Origin of the sequence: Acinetobacter entericus (assembly GCF_026168575.1) — a bacterium.
In the GTDB taxonomy this organism is placed as follows: Bacteria; Pseudomonadota; Gammaproteobacteria; order Pseudomonadales; family Moraxellaceae; genus Acinetobacter; species Acinetobacter bouvetii.
In genome coordinates this window covers 70,325-92,027 of record NZ_JAPEQW010000014.1, presented here as the reverse complement: position 1 = coordinate 92,027, position 21,703 = coordinate 70,325, and the positions used below count along the sequence as shown (strand labels likewise).

Sequence of the window (21,703 nt, the reverse complement as noted above, 5' to 3'; positions counted from 1 at the left end):
TTTCAATCAATTTTGTAAATTAAATGGTTTAATTTATGCAACACATTTCATGTTTTTATTCAAATTTTGCCGATTGCTTAAAAAAATAACTAACTCAATAATACGCTTGCGTTTCAGAAAGGATCCGCTGAAACCATAAAAAAAAAATAGCAAATGAAAAGGAAATTAAAATGAGTCAAATCTGTAAAATAGTCGTGCCTTTTGCATGCCTATTGTCAGTAAATTGTGCTTATGCGGATTCTACCAACTTTAAACGCTGGGCAGTCAGTGCAGGTTGGATGCATGTCATGCCTCAGGGGAAAGCCAACTCCACCCATGTCACCACTGCTGTTGAAGAAGGCGGTAGCTATGGTGTCGGATCCTTATGGGGAGCGGATCTTGGAAAATATGCACTCAATGGCGGCCAGTTGAAGGATGCTATGGGCCGATTAATGTTCGATCGATATGTCAAAGCTGGGCAAAAAGATCCAAATTTTAAAGTTCCAGATTTACTTATGAAAGGTGCTAGAGCTGATATTTCTGGTATTTCGGACTATACCGCCGCAGGTGGAATGGAAGCGGAAGACACCGACACGCTGGGCTTAACTTTAAGTTATTTTGTCAATGACAATGTGTCTTTAGAGTTGGTTGGTGGCATTCCACCGAAAGTGGATATTAAAGGTGTGGGGGAAATTCGTGCAACGGCTTTATCGACCTCTGATTCATCCCATTTACCTCAATATTCTCCACCCACCTATTTTGATGGTTTAGAGCTGCTCAAAGACACTTTAATTACAGACCTTGGTGCGCATGGCACGGTGGCTGAAGTAACTGCGTGGACACCTGCAGTCACAGCAAAATACCACTTCGGCACTTCGGGTAAAAATAAATTCCGCCCATTTGTAGGCGCGGGCGTGGTGCATGGACATTTCAATAAATTAAAGCTCAATGGCGGTGTTGAAGAAGATCTGATCCAAGCGGGTTACATGATTGATAATATTTTGAATGGCCGCGCAGGTGAAGCACTGCATGGCGGCAAAGGCAGCTCTACAGCGACCCCTGAGGTGAAAGTCAAAACCAGTGATGCCTTTGCACCTGTGCTAACCGCAGGCTTTACTTATGACTTTACCGAACGTTGGTTTAGTACGGGTTCACTCAGCTATATGCCTAACTTTAATAACGTCGCAACTGTGACTGTCACTGACACATCTACAGGCCGACAATTAATTAAGTCCACCACCAAAATTGATCTCGACCCATTAGTGACTTATGTCGGGGTTGGCTATCGTTTCTAAGTGGTAGAAAATACTGAACCTCTCATATGAAACATCAAACTCAGATTGGCCACTTTGGCCCCCCCCAAAGTAATCTCTGAAAATGCTCTCGTTTGAGACTCAAATCACCGCATTTTGTTTAAAGGCTAATTCTTATTTGATATAAGAATTAGTCATTTTCAAATCTGAATGGTTTCTTGATAAAATAAAGCCTATTTTAATCAAAAAAATGCATTATATAAGTGCGAAAACTGATACTTTTATAGTACTGGATATTGCTTAAAAATAAGTTCAGTCAGGACGACTGAAGCAAAAATAGGGAGCTTAAAGTGATTCCACTTGCCCATACGGCCGTGCTCAAAAATTATTTGAATGTTAGCCAACAATTCAATTTCAATCCTTATTATTTGCTTTCTAATGCAGGACTTAATCCTGCGCAGCTAAATGACCCGAAACAACGTATCCCTGTCGACAAAGCCATCGCGCTGTTAGAACAATCTGCTGAAATAAGCGGCTGCGAAGTATTCGGGCTGCTTATGGCGGAACAGCGCCAAATAGCCGACTTTGGTGAGTTAAGTCTGCTGTTAAGTTATCAGCACACTTTACGTGATGCATTACAAACAATTGTTATGTATAGAAATTTCATTAACAATGCGCTTGAGATGTATATCGAAGAAGCTGGGAATACGGTGATTATTCATTTGGAAGTTGTTGGCGCATCGAGCGAATACAGCCGCCAAGCCATTGAATTAGCTTTGGGTGTGACCCATCGTTTTTGTGCCATGCTGCTTTCGCAAAAGTGGCGTCCTCTGGGCGCACATTTCACTCATAACGCACCACAAAATTTGGCTATTCACCAGCGGATCTTCGGCTGTTCTTTAGAGTTTGGCAGCGAATTCAACGGTATTGTCTGCACCACGGCTGAACTGGATAAAGCCAACCCACAAGCCAACACAGCCATGGCCGATCATGCGAAGCGCTATCTTGAGATTGATCTGCTGCAAAATGAAAATGAATCTTCCATCATTTTTGATATCCGTAAAAGCATCTACTTATTGCTGCCGATGGGTCGCGCCACGATTGATCAAGTAGCACATTTACATGGAATCAATGTCCGGACATTACAGCGCAGATTAGAAGCATCTCAAACCAGTTTTAGTATTTTAACCAACGATGTGCGTCGGGCTTTAGTCTTCCGCTATCTGCAAAATATGAACTACTCGTTGGGACAAGTCTCAGACATTTTAGGCTATTCTATGCCAAGCTCATTTACCCGATGGTTTATTAGCCAATTTGGGATTTCTCCAACGGCTTGGCGGCAACAAGCATATTGATGCCTGAAATGAATTGTACGCAAAACAATAAGCATCTTGGACGTCATGAACAGCGTTGGCTATCCTGTAAAATAAAAGACCTTTGTTGAACAAAGGCCTTTTGGCTAAATAAATCTAAAAAATGAAATCGAGCATTTTTAAAACAGCCAATGCATCACTGCTAATACCAAACAAACTAGAAAAATACTTTCGCCCAACATCAAGAGAATAGGTTTTATGCCTACAGTTGCCAGCTCTTTCAATTGAGTTTTCATCCCTAATGCACTGATGGAAATCACTAAACACCAGCGTGATAATTCATTGACGCCGCCTTGCACCATCACCGGCACCCAGCCTGTGCTATTGATACAGGCCAGCAATAAAAAGCCGACTGCAAACCACGGCAGCAGCGGCGGACGTTTTCCAGTACTTTCCACACCCTGTATCCGTGTGATCATGGCAGCGCAAACAATGACCGGCAACAGCATCGCGACACGCATCAGCTTGACAACTGTGGCCGTGTCCCCTGTTTCCGTAGACATGCTGTAGCCAGCGCCGACAACCTGCGCCACATCATGAATGGTGGCGCCTAAAAAAATACCGGCGGCTTGCGGCGACAGCTCCAGCCATTTGGCAATCATCGGGTAAATAATCATCGCTAAAGTTGACAGTGCGGATACGCCTATCACGGTAAACAATGTGGCTTTTTCTTTTTGCGGATGATTGGGTAAAGCCACTGACAAGGCTAATGCCGCTGAAGCGCCGCAAATTGCTGTTGCGCCGCCCGTCAACATGCCGAATAAACGCTGAAAACCCATCAGTTTTGCTGCAATCACAGAGACAGAAATGGTCACGATAATGAGTGTGATGACTAAAACAATCGGCTGCCAGCCTAAAGCGGTAATTTGCTCTAAAGTAATCCGCATCCCCAAAAAGGCGATGCCAATGCGCATCACAGTACGCGCAGTAAATTCAATACCCACTTTACACGGCCCGTCCGTGGCTAAAAAGCTTAATCCCATCCCGAGCAGCAGTGCGAACAGCATCACCGGCGCGGTATAATGTTCTGAAAGAAAAGTCGCTGCCGCGGCAACCACCAGGCTGACTGAAAAACCGGGAGCGAGTTCTCGAATACGCTGGCCTAAAGCCAAGAATGCGTTTAATTCAATCTGCTTAGAATTATTCATGCTTCGCTCCAGAATCCAGCACAATGCAAACCTGCTCACCCGCCTGTTCTACCGCATATGTGGCCACTTTCAGCAGCGTGGAATTCACCATGCAGCCATCCGCCAGATTAAATCGCAGGCCATGGGCGCAGCACTGAATCATGCAACCATGCAATTTTCCGCTAAATAGCGATGCGCCCTGATGAGGACAGCTGTCATTAATCGCATACAGTTGGTTTTCTACATTAAAGAGCGCAATCGACTGCTCACCAATTTGCAAAAAAGTCCGGCCGCCTGATGCAGGGATTTTCCCTTGGGGCACTTCAAAACGGCTCTTCATACTTCAGCTCCTTGCGCCTCAAATGCTTCAAGCAGGGCCTGATAGAGCATCTCGGCAGGCTGTGCGCCAGCCAGAGCGAATGCCCCGTCAAACACAAAATAAGGAACGCCCTTTCCACCGGTATTTACAGAAATAAACGGGGTATTCGGCTCATCCAAAAGCGCTTTAATCGGCGCTTCCGCATAACCGCAATACGTTGCGATTTTCTGCAATACGGCAGGATCTGAGATGTTTTCAGAATGATGAAAATAAGCGGAAAAGATTCCTTCAAGCAGAAGGTCGTATTGGCTAGGAGCAGCCAACTGGAGTGCATTGCTGAGCAAGCTATGCGCCTTTGCTGTATTCGGCATGCGCGGAATCCGTTCAAAGTCGATGTCCACACCGACTGCTTTAGCCGCCTGGCGCACTTGCTCCTGCCGCATTCGCACTGCAGTGGTCGTACCTAAGCGCTGCAAATAAAATGCTTTAAACGGTATGCCATCCACAGGGATGGACGGCAGCAGCTGAACGCCGCGCCATTTTATCGCTACTTGTATCTGCGGATGGGTTTGCTTCAATTTCTCAATCGCAGCGTGCAGCTGACGCTTTCCAATCAAGCACCAAGGACAGATAAAATCAAAAAAAACTTCAACACTAATCTTGGCTTGCATCATTGGTCACCTGTTTTAGCCGGCTGATTCGGAAACGCATGCTGCTCTGCAGCCACTTGAAGATGAAAGCGTGCCACATCACGTAAATAATGGCGTTTGGCGTAAAAGAATACCGCCGCCGCCACAATACTCATCGCAGGCATGATTTGAAATGCATTGTGCAAACCAATGGCATCTGACAGTTTGCCCACCACTAAAGGCCCCAAAGCCAAACCTAAGAAGTTATTCGCCAATGTTAAGGTCGCAAATGCCGTACTGTGCACCGAATTATGCGTCAAATTCGCAACCATCGCGCTTGAAGGGCCATTCGTGCCAAGGACGATAAACATGCCTATAGCAATCATGATTAATTGCGCATGGCCCGCCGGCATAGCAAATGCAATCATCAATAACAGGCATCCAAGCAGGCAATATGCAATCGCCAGTGTGACCTTGCGATCCGGACGGTCTTTACCCAAGCGGTCACATAACATGCCGCACAAAATAGTGCCTACCGCACTGCTTAAGATAATGACTGCCGCCATGACCCCCGCTTTATCCGTCGCCATTCCGTAATAGCGGTTAAGATAGCTGGGGAACCAAACAATGACCGTACCGCCAACAAACAGCTGTAAGCCGCTGGCAATATAAGTTGCGACCACAGACCGGCTTGAATAGATCGTTCTGAGCGGATTGGCTGCCGATGGATTTTTTTGCTTTGCATTTAATATTTTCTGAGTTGAACCAATTTTTTTTTCTTTCACTAAAATTGGATATAACAGTGCCAGTATCAGGCCAAATATTGCCATGCCGCCAAATGCCCAGCGCCAGCCCAAATGCTCAGCCAGCACACCGCCGAGCGCCATGCCTAAAAATGAGCCGAACACGCCGCCCGCCATAAATGAGCTTGCTAAAGTTGCGCGCATATCCCGAGGGAAAACTGCAACCACCACGGCAATACCCACACTGCCGTAAGCCGCCTCACCTACACCAACTAAAAAACGGGCAAACAGCATATGTTCATAGCTCTCTGCAATTGCACAGCCTAAAGTCGCTAAACTCCATAACACAGCCATCAGCGTTAAGCTTTTTACTTTGCCGAAACGGTCTGCCAAAATCGATAAAGGCAATGTCAGTAAACCAACCATCAAGGCCACAATGCCGCTGAGTAAACCCAGCTGGCTGTCTGTCAGCGCCCACTCATTTTTGATCAATGGAAAGACTGCATTCAGCACCTGACGGGACATATAGTCAGAAATCAGCAGGCCAAATGTCAACGCAAAAACAATCCATGCATAACGGCGGGGAATGCCGATAGATGTATCTATGCCAGTCGCAGGAGCAGAATACTCATGTGCACCCATATAACCTCCTTGTATTTTTATTCTATCTTCTTGATTGAGCGGCGGAAGAATTACGCAGTCATCTGCAGCCTAATTCTTCCGTTCTTTGCTGACTCAAGTTCAAAAATCCTTCTTGCTTAAGTCAGTTTGACTAGCGCTGCGGTACGCCCTTTTGGCCCGGTTTACGGTTTGGTGCCATGCCATTGGCCAGCAATGTTTCTTCAATGCTGCCGTACTGTACACCAATACGGTAAATTTCACGGGCTTCTTGACCATTGGCCACTTCACGGCCTAATTCATGGGCAATACGGACGGTTTGCTTGATTTGCTCAACAGAGGAAAAACGCTCACCTTTATGATCAATAATCGTGTCTTCATTCCCCACACGCGCATGCAGTCCCATTGCCATTGAAATGGTATTCAGCGGCAAAACATTCTTTAACAGCGATTCAGAGGTCAAGGTGCAGCCATCAGGAACACGGTGAACGAAATTAAAGAAGTTGAACGGATTAGGACCATCAAAACCGCCGCCAATACCAATCCAAGTAATATTCATTGGGCCTTTATATAAGCCTTTGCGCACCAGCCGCTCCAAGGTTTCCAGGCCATGCATGCCCGTCAGCTGGAAATGCGGCTGAATGCCATTTGCAGCTAAGCGCTTAAGATGCTCAATTAACCATTCAGGGCCTGCCGGCACCGTCATTTCTGCGTAAGCGGCCTGAATTGCAGGATGCTCTAAAGATGTGCCTTTTAAATACTCAGGATACAGAAGTTCCATAATATTCATTTGCGTGGTGTTGACGGCAACAGTCACTTGGTCAGGTTTCGGATCAAGTTCCGCCAATTTATGACGGGTGTCATCGCTTAGCCAAAGTGCAGCTTCACCATCACTTTCAGGCGCAAAAGAAATTGAACCGCCCACCTGAATAATCATGTCAGGTACAGCTTTACGCACGCCTGCAATCAGCTCATTAAATTTTGATAAGCGTTTTGAGCCTTTGCCATCCAGTTCACGCACATGCAAATGCAGCACAGAAGCCCCAGCGTCATAGCATTCCACGGCTTTTTGAATCTGCTCTTCCATCGTGACAGGAATATCTTCAGGAAAATCCTGTGGCATCCATTCCGGGCCATATGGCGCAACCGTAATCACCACTTTTTCCATATTTTCCGGGTGCAAAGAATCGTCAAAGAATTGCATATGCAGCTCCTAATGTTTTTTTCAATTGTGAAATTAATAAATGTGAGTTATTGCAAACTTAGTACGTCGCATCGCCAATAATGCCGGCACGCTCCATTTTGCGGTGGCATGCCGGATAGTCCATTACGGCATAATGCTGCGTGCTGCGGTTGTCCCAAATGGCAATACTGTTCGGCTTCCAGCGCCAGCGCACCTGATACTCTGGGATATACGCCTGAGTAATCAAATAGCGCAGCAGTTCCGATGCGCCGGGATTGGCATCCTGTCCATAGCGCACATGTTCTTTGGTATGAAAATTACTCAGATGTGTGGTGAAGGCATTCACATACAGAATTTTCTCGCCTGTTTCCGGATGGGTGCGAACAACCCGGTGTTCTGCATCGGGAAATTGCGCTTTTAAAGCCAGACGCTTTTCAATAGGCATGGCTGCGCCAAAACTTGCTTCAATGCTATGATAAGCGCGCAGGTCAGCAATTTTTTCTTTAATATGCTCAGGCAAGTTTTCATATGCCATCACCATATTGGTCCACATGGTATCGCCGCCGACAGTTGGGCATTCAATACAGCGCAAGACACACCCCATCGGCGGGACTTTGCGCCAGCTCGCATCGCTATGCCAGGCATTCTCATAACGGTCGATTGGGCTATCCGGACTTTTATAAATCTGCACCAGCCCCGGATGTTCCGGATGGCTGCCTACAGCGGGATGATCTTCCAGTTGTCCAAAACGTTCCGCAAATGCCACATGTTCTGCACGTGTAATATGCTGGTCTCTTAAAAACACAACACGGTGCTGCAGTAAATTACTGCGGATTTCTGCAAATAAATCATCATCATGAATCGCATCTGCTAAATTTATGCCGCTTATTTCTGCCCCAATATGGCAGCTTAATTTTTCAACCTGCATATGAAAATCCTTTTCAAATTACAAAAATTGATGATCCTGTCGTTTTACGCGCTTCTAAATCACGGTGTGCCTGAACTGCATCTTTGAGTGCATAACGCTGATTAATTTCAATCTTGATGCGCCCGCTGCTGACATGGCCGAATATCTCATCAGCCAGTGCCTGTTTTTCTGCAGGGTCTGCAATGTAGTCTGCCAAGGCAGGACGGGTAATAAAGAGTGACCCTTTTATGGCCAGCAAAACCGGATTGAAATCTGGAATCGGCCCTGATGCCGTACCTACGCAAACCAATAAGCCGCGGCGTTTAAGAGAGTCAAGTGAAGACATAAAGGTGTCTTTGCCGACACTGTCAAACACCACATTGACACCGACACCATTCGTCAATTCGCGTACGCATTCAGCTACATTTTCATGACTGTAATTAATGACATGATCACAGCCATGAGCGCGGGCAATCGCCGCTTTTTCTTCAGAAGACGTGGTGCCAATGACGGTTAATCCCAGCAGTTTTGCCCATTGAGAAACAATCAGCCCGACACCGCCAGCCGCGGCATGCAATAAAATCGTGTCGCCCTTTTTAAAGTCATAAATGCGGCGCATCAAATAAGCTGAAGTTAAACCGCGCATGGTCATCGCCGCCGCAGTTTCACAGGAAATGCCTTCCGGCAATTTGATGAGTACATTGGCATCAACCAATCTTGCTGTACTGTACGCGCCAAGCGTATTGATAAAACCCGTATAGGTGACACGGTCGCCGACCTGAACATTGCTGACGCCTTCACCAACGGCATCGACAACTCCCGAAGCTTCTACCCCCATGCCATTCGGCAGCGCAATCTTGTAAGTGCCGTCACGGAAATAGGTATCTGCATAATTCAGCCCAACCGCAACATGGCGTACGCGAACCTGCCCCGCTGCCGGTTCGCCGACTTCAATATCTTCAAGATACATCACATCTGGCGCGCCTGCTTCATTGAACCGTACTGCTTGATTTAAAGTCATCTTCTATCCCTGCTGATTTTTATTCAGTGCCAATAAGCTATTCAGCAAAACTACATCACTCAGAAGACAGGCCACTTTACATATCACGACACCGGCTTAGCATTTTGCGACACGGCTATTTGCTAATTTCGTATATCTAATTACAAATTAAAGATTTAGCATTTTTCTTGTTTAAATTTAATTACTCAGAAATTCACAGAAGATGCGCAACAGAGATTCATTGAGGTTTGGCGCAAGATGGCTTCTTTCCCTTTCATTGCATAAAGCTGTATTGCTGCAGATCAATGCTGTTCAGACCTAAGTGCACTGCTTGCGGAAATGACCGGCATCCGCAGCCTTAAAATCAAAAATAAAGCACTTTGCGTAAAAATTTGTCTTATCCCTATTTATAAAACATGCAAAATGCCTTAAAAAAGATGCCAATTTTTAATCATTTCATTCTTTTATTTATGCACAATCTTGAACTGCTGAAAGCCTTGTTCTTAGGGCTTATTGAAGGTTTAACCGAATTCTTGCCCATTTCGAGTACAGGGCATCTGATCCTCTTTGGCCACCTTATCAATTTTCAATCGGATTCTGGGCGCGCTTTCGAAGTGATTATTCAGCTGGGCGCCATTCTTGCCGTGTGCTGGCTATATCGGCAAAAAATTGTAGATCTGCTTAAAGGCTTTTTCTCTGGCGATATGCATGCCAGACGCTTTGCCGCTAATGTCTTTTTGGCCTTTCTTCCTGCTGTGGTGATTGGGATCTTCGCTGTCGATTTTATTAAGCAGGTTTTATTTAGCCCGCTGGTCGTCGCTTGTGCGCTTATCATAGGCGGACTGATTATTTTTGCAGTCGAAGCCAAAGAATTTAAACCTAAAACCGTTGAAGCCACGGACATTACGTTCAAGCAAGCCATCCTTGTCGGCTTTGCCCAATGCCTGGCCATGATTCCAGGCACTTCCCGTTCAGGCGCAACCATTATTGGCGGCATGCTTTCCGGTTTATCGCGCAAAGCGGCTACAGAGTTTTCTTTTTTTCTGGCCATGCCAACCATGCTGGGCGCAGCCACCTATGACCTTATCCGAAATGCAAGTGTCTTATCCTCAGACAATATGATGAATATTGCGGCCGGTTTTGCCGCAGCCTTTATTGCGGCCTTGCTTGTCGTCAAAGCCTTGGTTAAATTTGTCGAAAAACATACCTTAAGAGTATTTGCTTGGTATCGGGTAATATTGGGTGTAATTTTATTGATTGTATTTTTATAGATGGGTTTTGAAAAACTTCACTGTACACATTTAAATGCCAGCTAACCGCTATTTAATATAAAAGCCGTTTAAAAAGCAAAAGATAGCCGAACACCGGCTATCTCATTGCCTTGTGAAACAGTGCTTGCCAGCCGGTAAACTTAGTACAAGGCACGTTCAAAATCAACTACATGAAATCTATATATGTATTGTTTGACTCAATAATTCCGCTGAATCAGACAGACCTTATATCAAAACTTCTTATTTCATATCGAATATTTAGGTAAACATTAACTTCAGATTCTGGATGCAGCAAAGCCAATTCCAGCTCCCGCTGATCCATTACTGCAGTGTAGCCGAAGCGCTTTTAAGCTTTACAGTATCTATAAAAAATAGGCACCTGAGTGCCTGTTCTTGGAATTGTTTTCTCTCTTTTTAGCTTACCAATGCACTTCCAATCCTAAAGTTCCGCCTTCATTTTTTGCGCCATTTTCTGAATATTGCCCATTAAATTGGCCATAAAATGCTAAGTTGGTAATCGATGTCATTTTAAAACCTAGATTGACATCCATGGTATTTGCATCTGGCACGGCGCCTTGCACTTCAAATTTATATCCTGGCGCAGAGACAAAACTGGCTTCCATTGCCCGCTTTGTCGAGAAATCATGCGCAAAACTCAGTTTTGCATATGGCTGAATACTGCCTTCGCTAAACATGAACATCGTATCCAACTGCGCGCCAACAAATACAGGGGCAGAATAAGCATCATTTTTGCTATAAGCCAATGCCAGTAAATCATCCGTTTCAGCTGCTGTTTCAGTGGCCGCATCAATCTTAGCGAATGAAAGCTGAACACCTGCAAATGGCGTAATATTCAGCTTTTTCCAATTGGTTTTATAGCCAGCTTCCAGGCGTCCGTTAAACGTTTTTCCGTCAAATTCAGCCTGTAAATTATTGGCAACACCTGCTACTGGAACAATAGGAGCAGTTGAACCTTCAACAAATGCAAATCGTCTGGTCTCTGCATCAAGCCAGTCATAGCTTAAAGCACCTTTCAAATACATCTTGTCAAAATCTTTACTGCCGTAGAATGCCAAACTATTGCTTTCTACGAGACCGCTGGTTTCGCGGTCAGCAACATCAAACTGTGTTTTTGAAGAACCAAAGGCAAAACCCAATAAAGTGTTTTTATTGATCGCATAATCTAAACCTGCAACCGTTCTATAACTGTCAGCCGAATAATCTGCTGTTCCTGAACGTGTGTCATTATTAATTGTATGCTTTCCGTTTTGTCCACTAATCCAAACACGCCACTGGCTGTCATCTATGCATTGCTCACCGTCTGCAGTCGATTGGTCACAAATTACTGTATAGACATTATTATTCTTCGCATAATTTGAACGAGAACGCCAATAGTCTGATTGAACAGAGATGTCATTCATCACACCTTGAGTATGATTAAACGCTGTTTGTAAAATTGCAGCATTCCCTTCACCGCTAATCGAATCATAAGCGGTTTGCAAAGCCGCAATATCGGAACGGTACAATAATGCAGCCGCAACCGGTCCAAATGCAGGACTGGTCTGATCTAACTGAATTGCATTAATGGCTTGCCCCAAGTTCTGCCCATTTTTACTCAATTCAGTTCGCGCAAAGTCAATATTTGCACGGATCGCGGAAGAATTATTGGTCACCACTTTATTAAATAAGGCCACTGCCGATGGAACAGCATTCACTGTAAACCCTGTATCCACAACGTTCTGAGCATTTACAATCGTTTGATCAAATGTTCCTGGCGTCACTTGATTCGGGTTCAGCAAATTCACTGAGACTGAACCGCCTAAAGTTGCAGTGCCTGTTACAGTCATAATATCCGATGCGCCAAGACTAGAAGTTGAAGCTGTGCTCATTAGACTGCGCAATACTGGAACAGCAGATGGCTGAACAGATGAACGGTCTAAATCATAGTCCCAATACATCACGCCAGTCTTATCCTGAGTAAAATTACCCGCTAAATATGTCGCGCCGACTTGATTAACACCACCTACAGCCCAATTTCCAGAGTTAACAGCTTCACCTAAAGTCGATGCGCCAGCTAGATTCATCTGGATCATTTTACCTGCAACAAGCCATGCATTCAGCGAATTGGTCAAGCTATTTTGTCCTGCATCCAGCCAGATTGAACCTGTCATAAAGCCGTTGTTTACAATGGCATCATTACCTGTACCAGCATTAATCACGTTACCGTCTAACCATCCGCTTTCAACCAATTGTCGATTTGCATCTAGATAGGAACCTGTAGTTTCTCCTTGTGCTGTTAAGTAACCAGCATTGGTCACTGTATTTGTATGACCATCAAATAAACCAATTGCCGCACCAGATGATTCACCGCCAATCAAGACACTGTCTTGTCCAACGTTAATATTAATATTGCCGTTGGTAGAACCCAAACTTTGAGCAAAGATGCTATATGAGCCTTCACCCTGCGTTGTAATATTTCCAAGCTGTTCAACATCTACATTGCCTGCAATACCTGTACCGCCTGCATTTAATGCAAAGAATCCTGTGACATTTCCATTAGCATCAAGCTGATTGGCATAACCGCCGCCGCCTGCAATAGACTGCGCCATAATACCGTGTGCAAAATTACCCGCGGTGTATATTCCAGCAGTTTGAGCGCCTACTGCTGCAACATTGTTAATGGAAACATTTCCGCTATTGCCAGAAGCCGCCCCAGATTGCAGTACATTTTGCGTACCTGCAGCAAGACCGCCGCCGCCGCCGATCGATTGCGCAATAATTGCAGATGAGCCATCCGTTGCAGTTTCAATATAACCTGAGTTATGAACTGTCACATTTGAGGCATTGCTTTGCGCCGTATTGGTTCCACCAAATGATAATTGCTCACTCAAGCCAATTGAACCGCCACCGCCAGAGATAGACTGAGCAATAATACCTTGAGATAAACGGCCTGTTGTCGAGATTAATCCAGCATTCGTTACAGTGACTGCATCACCAAGACCAGAAGCATTTGAAGCGCCAAGCTGAGCATAAACTGCTGTTTGATCCAAACCGCTGCTTAAGCCGCCGCCGCCGCCGATCGACTGCGCCACAATTGCTGCTGCATGCTGGCCTAGTGTATACAGCTCGCCTAGATTTTCAACACCAACAGTTCCTGCATTACCTGCTGCACCTGTTGCTGCACCTGCAATCAATATGCCTGAAGCACTGCCCGATGTACCACCACCGCCGCCAATCGACTGAGCAACAATGGCATCTGCACCATTGTGCTTAGTGATAATCAACCCGTCTTTTCCTGTATTTTTAACAGTTACGCCCGATGCATTTCCGCCTGCGATGGCATTTTTCATCGAATTAAAATAATCCTGCAATGGAGCAGAAATTACGCCTTGAGCTGTGCTGACCAGACCACTGACAGATGTCATGGCGGAAATAACACTGGCTGTTGCTCCACTGCCTAAACCAATGGATCCCAGTTTTTCCTTGACCGTATTTGCTGCTCCACCAATAGTACCTGCTATGTCAATACCATAGCTTGAACCACCCTGACCGCCACCGCCGCCAATAGATTGAACCAGTATTCCCTTGGAGTTTTCTGCTTCTGTATAAATCAACTCTGATGAGTTAGTGACAGTAACCTGCCCGGCATTACCTGCATGTGCACCATTGCCACCCACAGAAATAAACGCTTCTTTGGTTGTGTTGTCTTTAGTATCCACACCACCGTCACTGGAACCACCATCACCACCGCCACCGCCGATGGACTGTGCTACGATTGCCGATGAGTTTTTACCAAAGGTCCGTAAAATACCTTCATTGCCCAGAATCACATTCTGACCATTACCAGCTGCCGAACCAAATCCTCCGACTGAAACTGAGCCTGATGCATTACCACCAACACCACCGCCCCCACCAATGGATTGTGCCTGAATCGCAGCAGCACGTTCACCCTGTGTCTCAATCGTGCCAGTGGCACTGTTAGTGACAGTCACAACCTGACCATCACCACCGGTCGCCGTGGTAAATACAGGTATACCTTTTACTTTTGCATCACTGATTTCATCCAGGACATTCGCTAAAGTACCACCACCAATTGCTATGGTTGCCTGCTCAACAGAACCGCCCGTACCACCGCCACCGCCAATGGACTGCGCGAGAATCCCCTGAGAACCATCACCTTTGGTCAGAATACCTGCATCATTGTCAACAGTTACAGTATCAGCATTGCCTGCATTTTTACCAGAACCACCAATGCCGACCGTGGCTTTGTTTTCAACATCTCCACCCGTACCGCCACCGCCACCGATTGACTGAGCAAAAATACCCCGTGAGAAAAGCCCGTCAGTAAATAAGGATAATGCGTTTGCTACGATAACTCTACCGCCATTACCCGCTGTCCCACCATCGCCACCAATTGCCAGTTTTGCTGAAGCTGTACCGCCTACACCACCACCGCCACCCACTGACTGCGCAAAGATCGCATCTGCACGATTGCCTTTGGTATAAATGATGTTTTGAATATCACCAGCCAACTGCGTTTGCTTCGTGATCACACTAACTAAGCCAGCATCGCCAGCCGAACCCTCTAAGCTGCTGGTATCCCATGTTTGGCCAAATACACCTGCCAACTCGCTCAAACCTACAGCTAATTCTTCTTGTAAAGCACCGCCGCCAACACCGACTGTAGCACCTTCAGTATCACCACCATTACCACCACCACCGCCAATCGCCTGTGCAAAAATACCTTTGGCATTATCACCTTCGGTCACAATAACCCCAGCGTGCTCAACATGAACCTCGCCAGACTGACCAGCCGCACCTTTATAACCGCCTACACCTAAGGCAAAGGTCAACTTATTATTGTTTAACTGAATATCTGAAGGATTTAATAGGTTAGTTCCATCCTTCGTAAGGTTAAAAACCTTGGATTCAACGATTGAAGCTCCACCATCGCCACCACCACCGCCGATGGACTGAGCATAAATACCGTGTGAACCACGACCTGAGGTTGCCAGTATGCCTGAACTGGTGACATTGACATCATCGGCATCATTTCCGATCCCCCCCCAACCACCAACACTGAAAGAAATATTGGTATCTGATTTCGCGGTTGAGGCTGCAGTAGAATTTGAACCCGAAGTACTGCTGCCGCCTGATGTACCTGTATTGCCGCTATTAGAGTTACCTGTATTGCTCGATGAACTGTCCTTACACAAATCACCACACTGAAGTTTTAAAGTCATGGTGCTAGCATTGCCGCCGTTACCCCCCCCACCGCCAATGGATTGGACCTGAATAGCACTGGATAACATACCCGAAGTAAAGATATTACCGATGCTGTTGATTGTCACAATATCTGCTGTATTGCCACTGCCGCCAAAGCCGCCGACTGAGGCGGTTATATTGGTCGCCTTATCCGTATTTTTAGGACTATCAATGTATACAGAACCACTATAACTGTTGCCGCCGTTACCGCCGCCACCGCCAATCGATTGCGCTAAAATTCCCGCTGCGCGCGCGCCATCTGTAGCAATATCACCAAGACGCTTAACATCAACAGCGCCTCCTGTACCACCTGTACCGCCCCAGCCACCAACACTTGCAGATAAGCCCATGCTGTTTTTGGCCAGTGATGCATCAACTGTCATTGCCATACCACCATTACCGCCGCCGCCGCCGATGGATTGGGCTAATACGCCATTACTGTAGTTTCCAAAAGTATTAATCAATCCTTCAGAATCGACATTAGCCTTGCCAGCTGCATCACCATTGCCACCAAATCCACCGACAGCAACTGATGCACTTAGAGCCTTTTTATCTTCGGACAAATTTGAACTTGCCGCAACCGATAGCCCAAATCCGCCATTACCGCCAGCGCCCGCAATGGATTGGGCTGCGATGCCTGACGATCCATTTCCGAATGTGGCAATATTATCTATTGAATGTACCGTAACAGTATCAGATGTGTTGCCGTCGCCGCCCCAACCGCCAATCGATACTGATGCTGCCGGTGCCGAATTGTCTTTTGAAATACTTAAAGCAAAGCTTCCGGAAAGTCCACCGTTGCCGCCGCCGCCGCCAATGGATTGCGCCAGTATACCTTGTGAATCAGAACCTTCCGTGAGGATTGTATAAATGGGCTGATCTGGTTTACTTTCCGCTAAAATATGGCTGTTATCAGAATCGATGCTGACTTCACCCGCAGTATTGCCATTTCCTCCAAAGCCGCCAACACTTGCCGATAATGCCAAAGCCTTGCCTGTGCCTGCTTTTGCATTGACCGCAATGCTGGCTGCAACTGACAAGCCGCCATTGCCGCCCTCACCGCCAATGGATTGACCCACAATCGCGCTGGAGCCTACGCCTTCAGTTGCAATGACATAATTTTTATTTACAACTCCAACGTTTCCAGCGCGTCCGCCATTACCGCCTTGACCGCCGACACTCACACTGACTCCAGCTGCGGTGCTGTCTAATGAACCTGCAATACTACCCGCAATTGATAACCCGCCATTACCGCCATTACCGCCAATGGATTGAGCCAGAATGCCGTTGGAATACGAACCTGCGGTCGCAATTGATTGTACCTGGTCTAATACAGGAGTATTTGCATCAATGGAAGCGATATTGCGAACTGAAACATTATTGACCGGGGCAGTTGAGTTCTTTTTAGTTGAAGCATTATAGCCGGCAGCATTTCCGCCCTTGCCGCCAACAGAAACTGAAGCGCTTAAAGCCAGTTCCTGCGCAAAAGCTCCGCTCAGATTTGCAGCAAATCCTCCGTTACCGCCGCTGCCATTGATGGATTGAGCCAATATCGCTGAGGACGAGTTTCCAGTAGTTTCAATACTTCCGGAGTTATTCACAGACACTGTATTTGCTGTGTTCGCATCACCGCCATTACCGCCGACGCTTGCTCCTAAGCTGATAGCTTGCTTAGCACTGAGCGCCAGAGAAACCGACGTTGAAAAACCGCCATCGCCACCAGAGCCGCCAATCGATTGCGCAATAATACCGGATGAATTATTGCCATGCGTGGCAATATCATTATCTACAGTGACTTTGACCTCACCTGATTTACCGCCCGTTCCGCCATTGCCACCAACAGTTACAGCACTTGAAAATGCAGGAGCGCCTTCGAGCGAAGCCGACAGGCTTAAACCTGCTGCAAAACCGCCCGTGCCTCCATCACCGCCAATTGACTGGGCAACGACACCATGAGATGAATTACCAGAAGTTTCAATATCACCATCACTGTTCAGTTTTACATTGCCTGAGTTTCCGCCTTTACCAGACCCGCCACCCAATGCGACTGAAATTGCTCCCGCCGCACCTTCTAAAGACAATGCTGCGGAACCTGCAACTGAAAAGCCGCCATTACCGCCACCTCCACCAATAGACTGTGCCTGTAAACCGGATGAAAGATTCCCTTCTGTAATCACTGTATTGCTTGAAACTAATGTGACAGAACCAGCAGTTCCACCATTGCCACCTTTTCCGCCCAGACTGACGCCTACACTGGCACTCGGATATAAATTAGCACTGGCACCCGCAGCTACTGAAAAACCGCCATTGCCGCCAGAGCCGCCAAGTGACTGAGCAAGTATTCCCGTTGAGCTTTCACCAGAAGTTTTAGTGATTTGCTCATTCTTCTTTGTGCCAGCCTTTACACTGACTGCACTAGCCTTACCACCTTTAGCGCCAGAACCACCTAATCCGACACTCACTGTTCCACCAATTGCAGTCCCGCCAGACACAGCAAAACCGCCATTACCGCCGTCACCACCCAAAGACTGCGCAATAATTCCTGCTGAACCTGAGCCTTTGGTTATCATTGAACCATATGAATCTACATTAACAGAACCAGAAGTTCCTCCAGCACCTGCACCGCCACCGAGACTTACATTTGCTGAAGCCGCTTTGACATCCAATCCTGCACTGATAGCAAATCCACCATTACCACCGTCACCGCCAATGGATTGAGCCACAATGGCTGTAGAGGCATCACCGTTTGTGGCAATATTATGATCAGTTTCAATAACTACACTCTGAGACGTCCCCCCTGTGCTGCCACCACCACCTAAAGCCACTCCAGCTGAATATCCACCGCCTGTCAAAGCCGTTCCTGCTACAGAAAACCCGCCATTACCGCCTGAGCCGCCAATCGATTGCGCCAATATGCCAATCGCATTATTCCCTTCCGTTGACAGAGTGATTGTATTTAGCACTGAATTTTTTGACTTATTTGCCGTAACTGAAACATCTTTGGATTGACCGCCTGCACCGCCTGCACCGCCTAGAGCCACGTTTGCGGCAAATACACCATTGCCTCCAGCCTTAACAGCAAGTGCCAGACCGCCATTACCGCCAGTTCCGCCAATAGACTGGGCAACAATTGCAGAGGAGTTATTGCCTCTGGTTGCAATTTCACCCGTACTGTTCACTATCGCATTATTTGCTTCAGCGCCTGCTGAGCCTGCACCGCCAAAACTTAGACCAATTGAATTTCCGCCCATGATATCGGCAGCACCGGCAAAGCCGCCATTACCGCCATCACCGCCAATCGACTGTGCAACAATCGCTGATGAGTTATCACCATTGGTTTCAATGTAATCAGCATCATTTTCTACTTTGGCAACACCTGCTTTTCCGCCTGCACCACCTTTACCGCCAATGGCCAGATTTACTGCATTTGCACTGCCCAGTGAAGCAGCGACTGCACCGCCAGCATTCCCCCCAGCACCACCAATCGACTGACTGACGATTGCTGATGAACTGCTTCCCGATGTGACAATTTGAGCTTTATTTATGATTTTTACAGTATCTGCCTGACCACCTGCCCCACCTTTGCCACCTAAAGCGATATTGGCATTCAACACAGAAGGACCTATGCTTCCGCTTACAGCAATACCACCATTACCACCACCGCCACCAACAGATTGTGCGAGAATTCCTGTTGATGAATTTCCTGTTGTTGTAATTAATGCCGCATTATCAACCTCAACAATCGAAGCTTTACCGCCTTTGCCACCTGCTCCACCAAGAGCTACATTTGCGCTGATTAAGCTCGAACTTGCACTTGCAGCAACTGTAATCCCACCGTTACCACCACCGCCACCTATCGACTGAGCTAGAACACCTGTTGATAAATCACCCGATGTTTCAATCGCCCCAGACTGTGCTTTTACATTAACTGCTCCACCAACACCACCCTCAGCACCATTCCCCCCCAAAGCAATGTTTGCCGTTATACCAACTCCTGCACCAGCTGATACAGCCACCCCGCCATTACCACCACCGCCACCAATGGACTGAGCACGAATCCCTGAAGAATCTGTACCAGATGTAATCAGCTTGCCGCTCTGCATATCTACAGTTACTGCACCTGCAGCTCCACCTTTACCGCCTTTACCACCGATAGCTAATGAAACTGGACCTGCCCCCACTGACGTACTGCCATTACCACCACCACCACCAATAGACTGAGCAAGGATTGCAGATGAATTGGTTGCCTCCTTAGAACCTGTAGTGATATTTCCAGATTGGGTGACCTCTACTGCATCCGCTTTGTTACCTTCCCCACCTTCTGCGCCTATTGCTGCTAGACCAATTGCTGTACCACCATTACCACCACCTCCACCAATAGATTGAGCCAGGATTCCATACGAAAATGAACCCTTTGTAATCAACTGACTGGCTTGATTATCCACAACAACTTTTCCACCATAGCCACCAACATTCCCTTCTGCTGCTAAAGTGACTAGACCAGCACCAAACTTACCACTACCACCACCACCACCTAATGACTGAGCAATAATTGCTGAAGACTCATTCTTGCCATTCATCGTAATACTGGATTTATTATTAATTATTACTGTATCCGCATCACCACCAGAACCACCGGAACCTCCCAACGCGGCAATCCCTACAGCATAGCCACTATTACCCCCTGAACCGCCAATTGACTGCCCTAAAATTCCTGTGGATTCATCACCATTAGAAACGATAGTCGTATTTTTATCAGTTGAGATTTCAACTGATCCTGCTTTTCCTGCACTGCTTCCCTTTCCTTGATGTGAAACAATACCGACTGATCCGCCGGCATCTCCGCCACGACCTCCTTCACTCACAGCTAAAACTCCTACAGAATTTTTGCCATGAGTAATAATTTCCAGACTGTCCGTTTGAATAACTGCCTTTCCTGCTTCACCGCCTGGATTGCCATTTCCACCCTGCGCATTTGCAGCAGCATATGATCCGCCGCCATCGCCGCCAGTTCCTCCCCTGGAAACTGCATATAGCCCAATCGACTCACCTGTGGTCTCAATTTTTAAATTTGAAACATTAAGCACAGCATCAGAAGCATCACCACCTGCACCGCCAGCTTTACCTTTTCCACCTAAATAATATGATCCACCCTTACCGCCTTTACCGCCCTCATTGACAGCCTGAATCGCAATTCCATTATGATTTTTGACTGTTGTCTGGTTTTTCCCCTGTCCTTTCACAATGACATTAAGACTGTCATTTATTGCAGCAGGACTCGCAGCCTCAGCTTTTGTTGTTGGTGAGAAATTCATTGTTAAATCATAAGATGGAATCTTAACTATAAACTTTTCCTCATCAGATGGGTCATAGGCAACAGTTGCAGTCACAGTTCTGGCAGGCGTATTGACGGATGGATCTGAATTTTTCTGGGTACTTTCAACAACAGTATATTCTGTCAGTTTCTGTTTATCTTTTGGCGTTAAAGTAATTGTTTTTATATACGTATCACTGCCTGATGTCGCTTTAAATTTCATGACGACAACACCAGTTTGTACATCAATACTGGCACCACCATCGGCAACATAAGTTAATCCAGTATCCCCTCCAGGCTTACCTGAAGTTGGAGGTACAAACAGCACACCCGTTCTGCCATTTTTACCATCTTCAGCTTTCGCTTTCGCACCTATCGCTTTATTATCACTGTTACTGTAGGAACCTGCACCAAGCGTGGTTGTCTGTGTAAAATTATTGCTGTCTGTACAATTTATTGCGGTATTTGAAGTTGGTTTGCATGTTGTAACTGCATCATAAGCATAGGCATTCAACCCAATCACGGGCAGTGCTAACAAAAATGCTGACTGTAAAGCTGTCTTACTTGTTGATCTTTTCCCTTTTCTTTTTACATTCTCAGCAACAGCAACCCATGCCCCAAGAGTTTCATTCCATATAATGCGGTAAACATGATTCATTATTTTCTCCAAAATAATATTTTCAATGCTTAACTATCGAGATATTGATGAAATGATTGCTTTG

Annotated in this window: 11 protein-coding genes; 3 read left to right on the top strand and 8 right to left on the bottom strand. The window is 46.4% G+C overall.

Going from position 1 to position 21,703, the window contains the following annotated elements; genetic code table 11:
• The first annotated feature begins 170 nt into the window (after positions 1 to 170).
• On the top strand, positions 171 to 1,274 hold the full coding sequence (locus OKC24_RS12090; RefSeq protein ID WP_131276912.1) for an OmpW/AlkL family protein: 1,104 nt from the start codon (positions 171 to 173) through the stop codon (positions 1,272 to 1,274).
• 308 nt (positions 1,275 to 1,582) lie between these two features.
• Complete coding sequence (locus OKC24_RS12085) at positions 1,583 to 2,587, top strand: AraC family transcriptional regulator (RefSeq protein WP_131276915.1); 1,005 nt, start codon at positions 1,583 to 1,585, stop codon at positions 2,585 to 2,587.
• Positions 2,588 to 2,724: 137 nt separating this feature from the next.
• Here OKC24_RS12085 and OKC24_RS12080 read toward each other — a convergent pair whose 3' ends face one another.
• The 7 genes from OKC24_RS12080 to OKC24_RS12050 all read right to left on the bottom strand — a co-directional run bounded on the left by OKC24_RS12080 (position 2,725) and on the right by OKC24_RS12050 (position 9,152).
• Positions 2,725 to 3,753 (bottom strand): YeiH family protein, encoded by a 1,029-nt coding sequence (locus OKC24_RS12080; protein ID WP_265465329.1) that lies wholly within the window; start codon positions 3,751 to 3,753, stop codon positions 2,725 to 2,727.
• Entirely contained in the window at positions 3,746 to 4,072 is a 327-nt protein-coding gene (locus tag OKC24_RS12075) for a Rieske (2Fe-2S) protein (protein ID WP_265465326.1), read from the bottom strand. The genes OKC24_RS12080 and OKC24_RS12075 overlap by 8 nt, the downstream gene beginning before the upstream one ends.
• Positions 4,069 to 4,725, bottom strand: coding sequence for a DsbA family oxidoreductase (locus OKC24_RS12070; protein ID WP_265465323.1), 657 nt, complete (start codon positions 4,723 to 4,725; stop codon positions 4,069 to 4,071). Before OKC24_RS12070 ends, OKC24_RS12075 begins: the two co-directional genes overlap by 4 nt.
• A complete protein-coding gene (locus tag OKC24_RS12065) occupies positions 4,722 to 6,065 on the bottom strand; it encodes an MFS transporter (protein ID WP_130144880.1) in 1,344 nt (447 codons plus the stop codon). The genes OKC24_RS12070 and OKC24_RS12065 overlap by 4 nt, the downstream gene beginning before the upstream one ends.
• A 130-nt stretch (positions 6,066 to 6,195) precedes the next feature.
• Entirely contained in the window at positions 6,196 to 7,245 is a 1,050-nt protein-coding gene (locus OKC24_RS12060) for a beta-keto acid cleavage family enzyme (RefSeq protein WP_005011125.1), read from the bottom strand.
• 58 nt (positions 7,246 to 7,303) lie between these two features.
• Positions 7,304 to 8,152, bottom strand: a complete 849-nt coding sequence (locus OKC24_RS12055) for a TauD/TfdA dioxygenase family protein (RefSeq protein WP_005011126.1) — start codon at positions 8,150 to 8,152, stop codon at positions 7,304 to 7,306.
• Positions 8,153 to 8,165: 13 nt separating this feature from the next.
• The gene (locus OKC24_RS12050; protein ID WP_265465317.1) at positions 8,166 to 9,152 is read right to left on the bottom strand and encodes a quinone oxidoreductase family protein; all 987 of its coding nucleotides are present in this window, start codon (positions 9,150 to 9,152) and stop codon (positions 8,166 to 8,168) included.
• A gap of 449 nt (positions 9,153 to 9,601) precedes the next feature.
• Here OKC24_RS12050 and OKC24_RS12045 point away from each other — a divergent pair, with 449 nt between their 5' ends.
• Complete coding sequence (locus OKC24_RS12045) at positions 9,602 to 10,402, top strand: undecaprenyl-diphosphate phosphatase (RefSeq protein WP_265465314.1); 801 nt, start codon at positions 9,602 to 9,604, stop codon at positions 10,400 to 10,402.
• A gap of 419 nt (positions 10,403 to 10,821) precedes the next feature.
• Here the strand turns inward: OKC24_RS12045 and OKC24_RS12040 are convergent, their stop codons facing one another.
• On the bottom strand, positions 10,822 to 21,639 hold the full coding sequence (locus tag OKC24_RS12040; RefSeq protein ID WP_265465311.1) for an ESPR-type extended signal peptide-containing protein: 10,818 nt from the start codon (positions 21,637 to 21,639) through the stop codon (positions 10,822 to 10,824).
• Between the last annotated feature and the right edge of the window lie 64 nt (positions 21,640 to 21,703).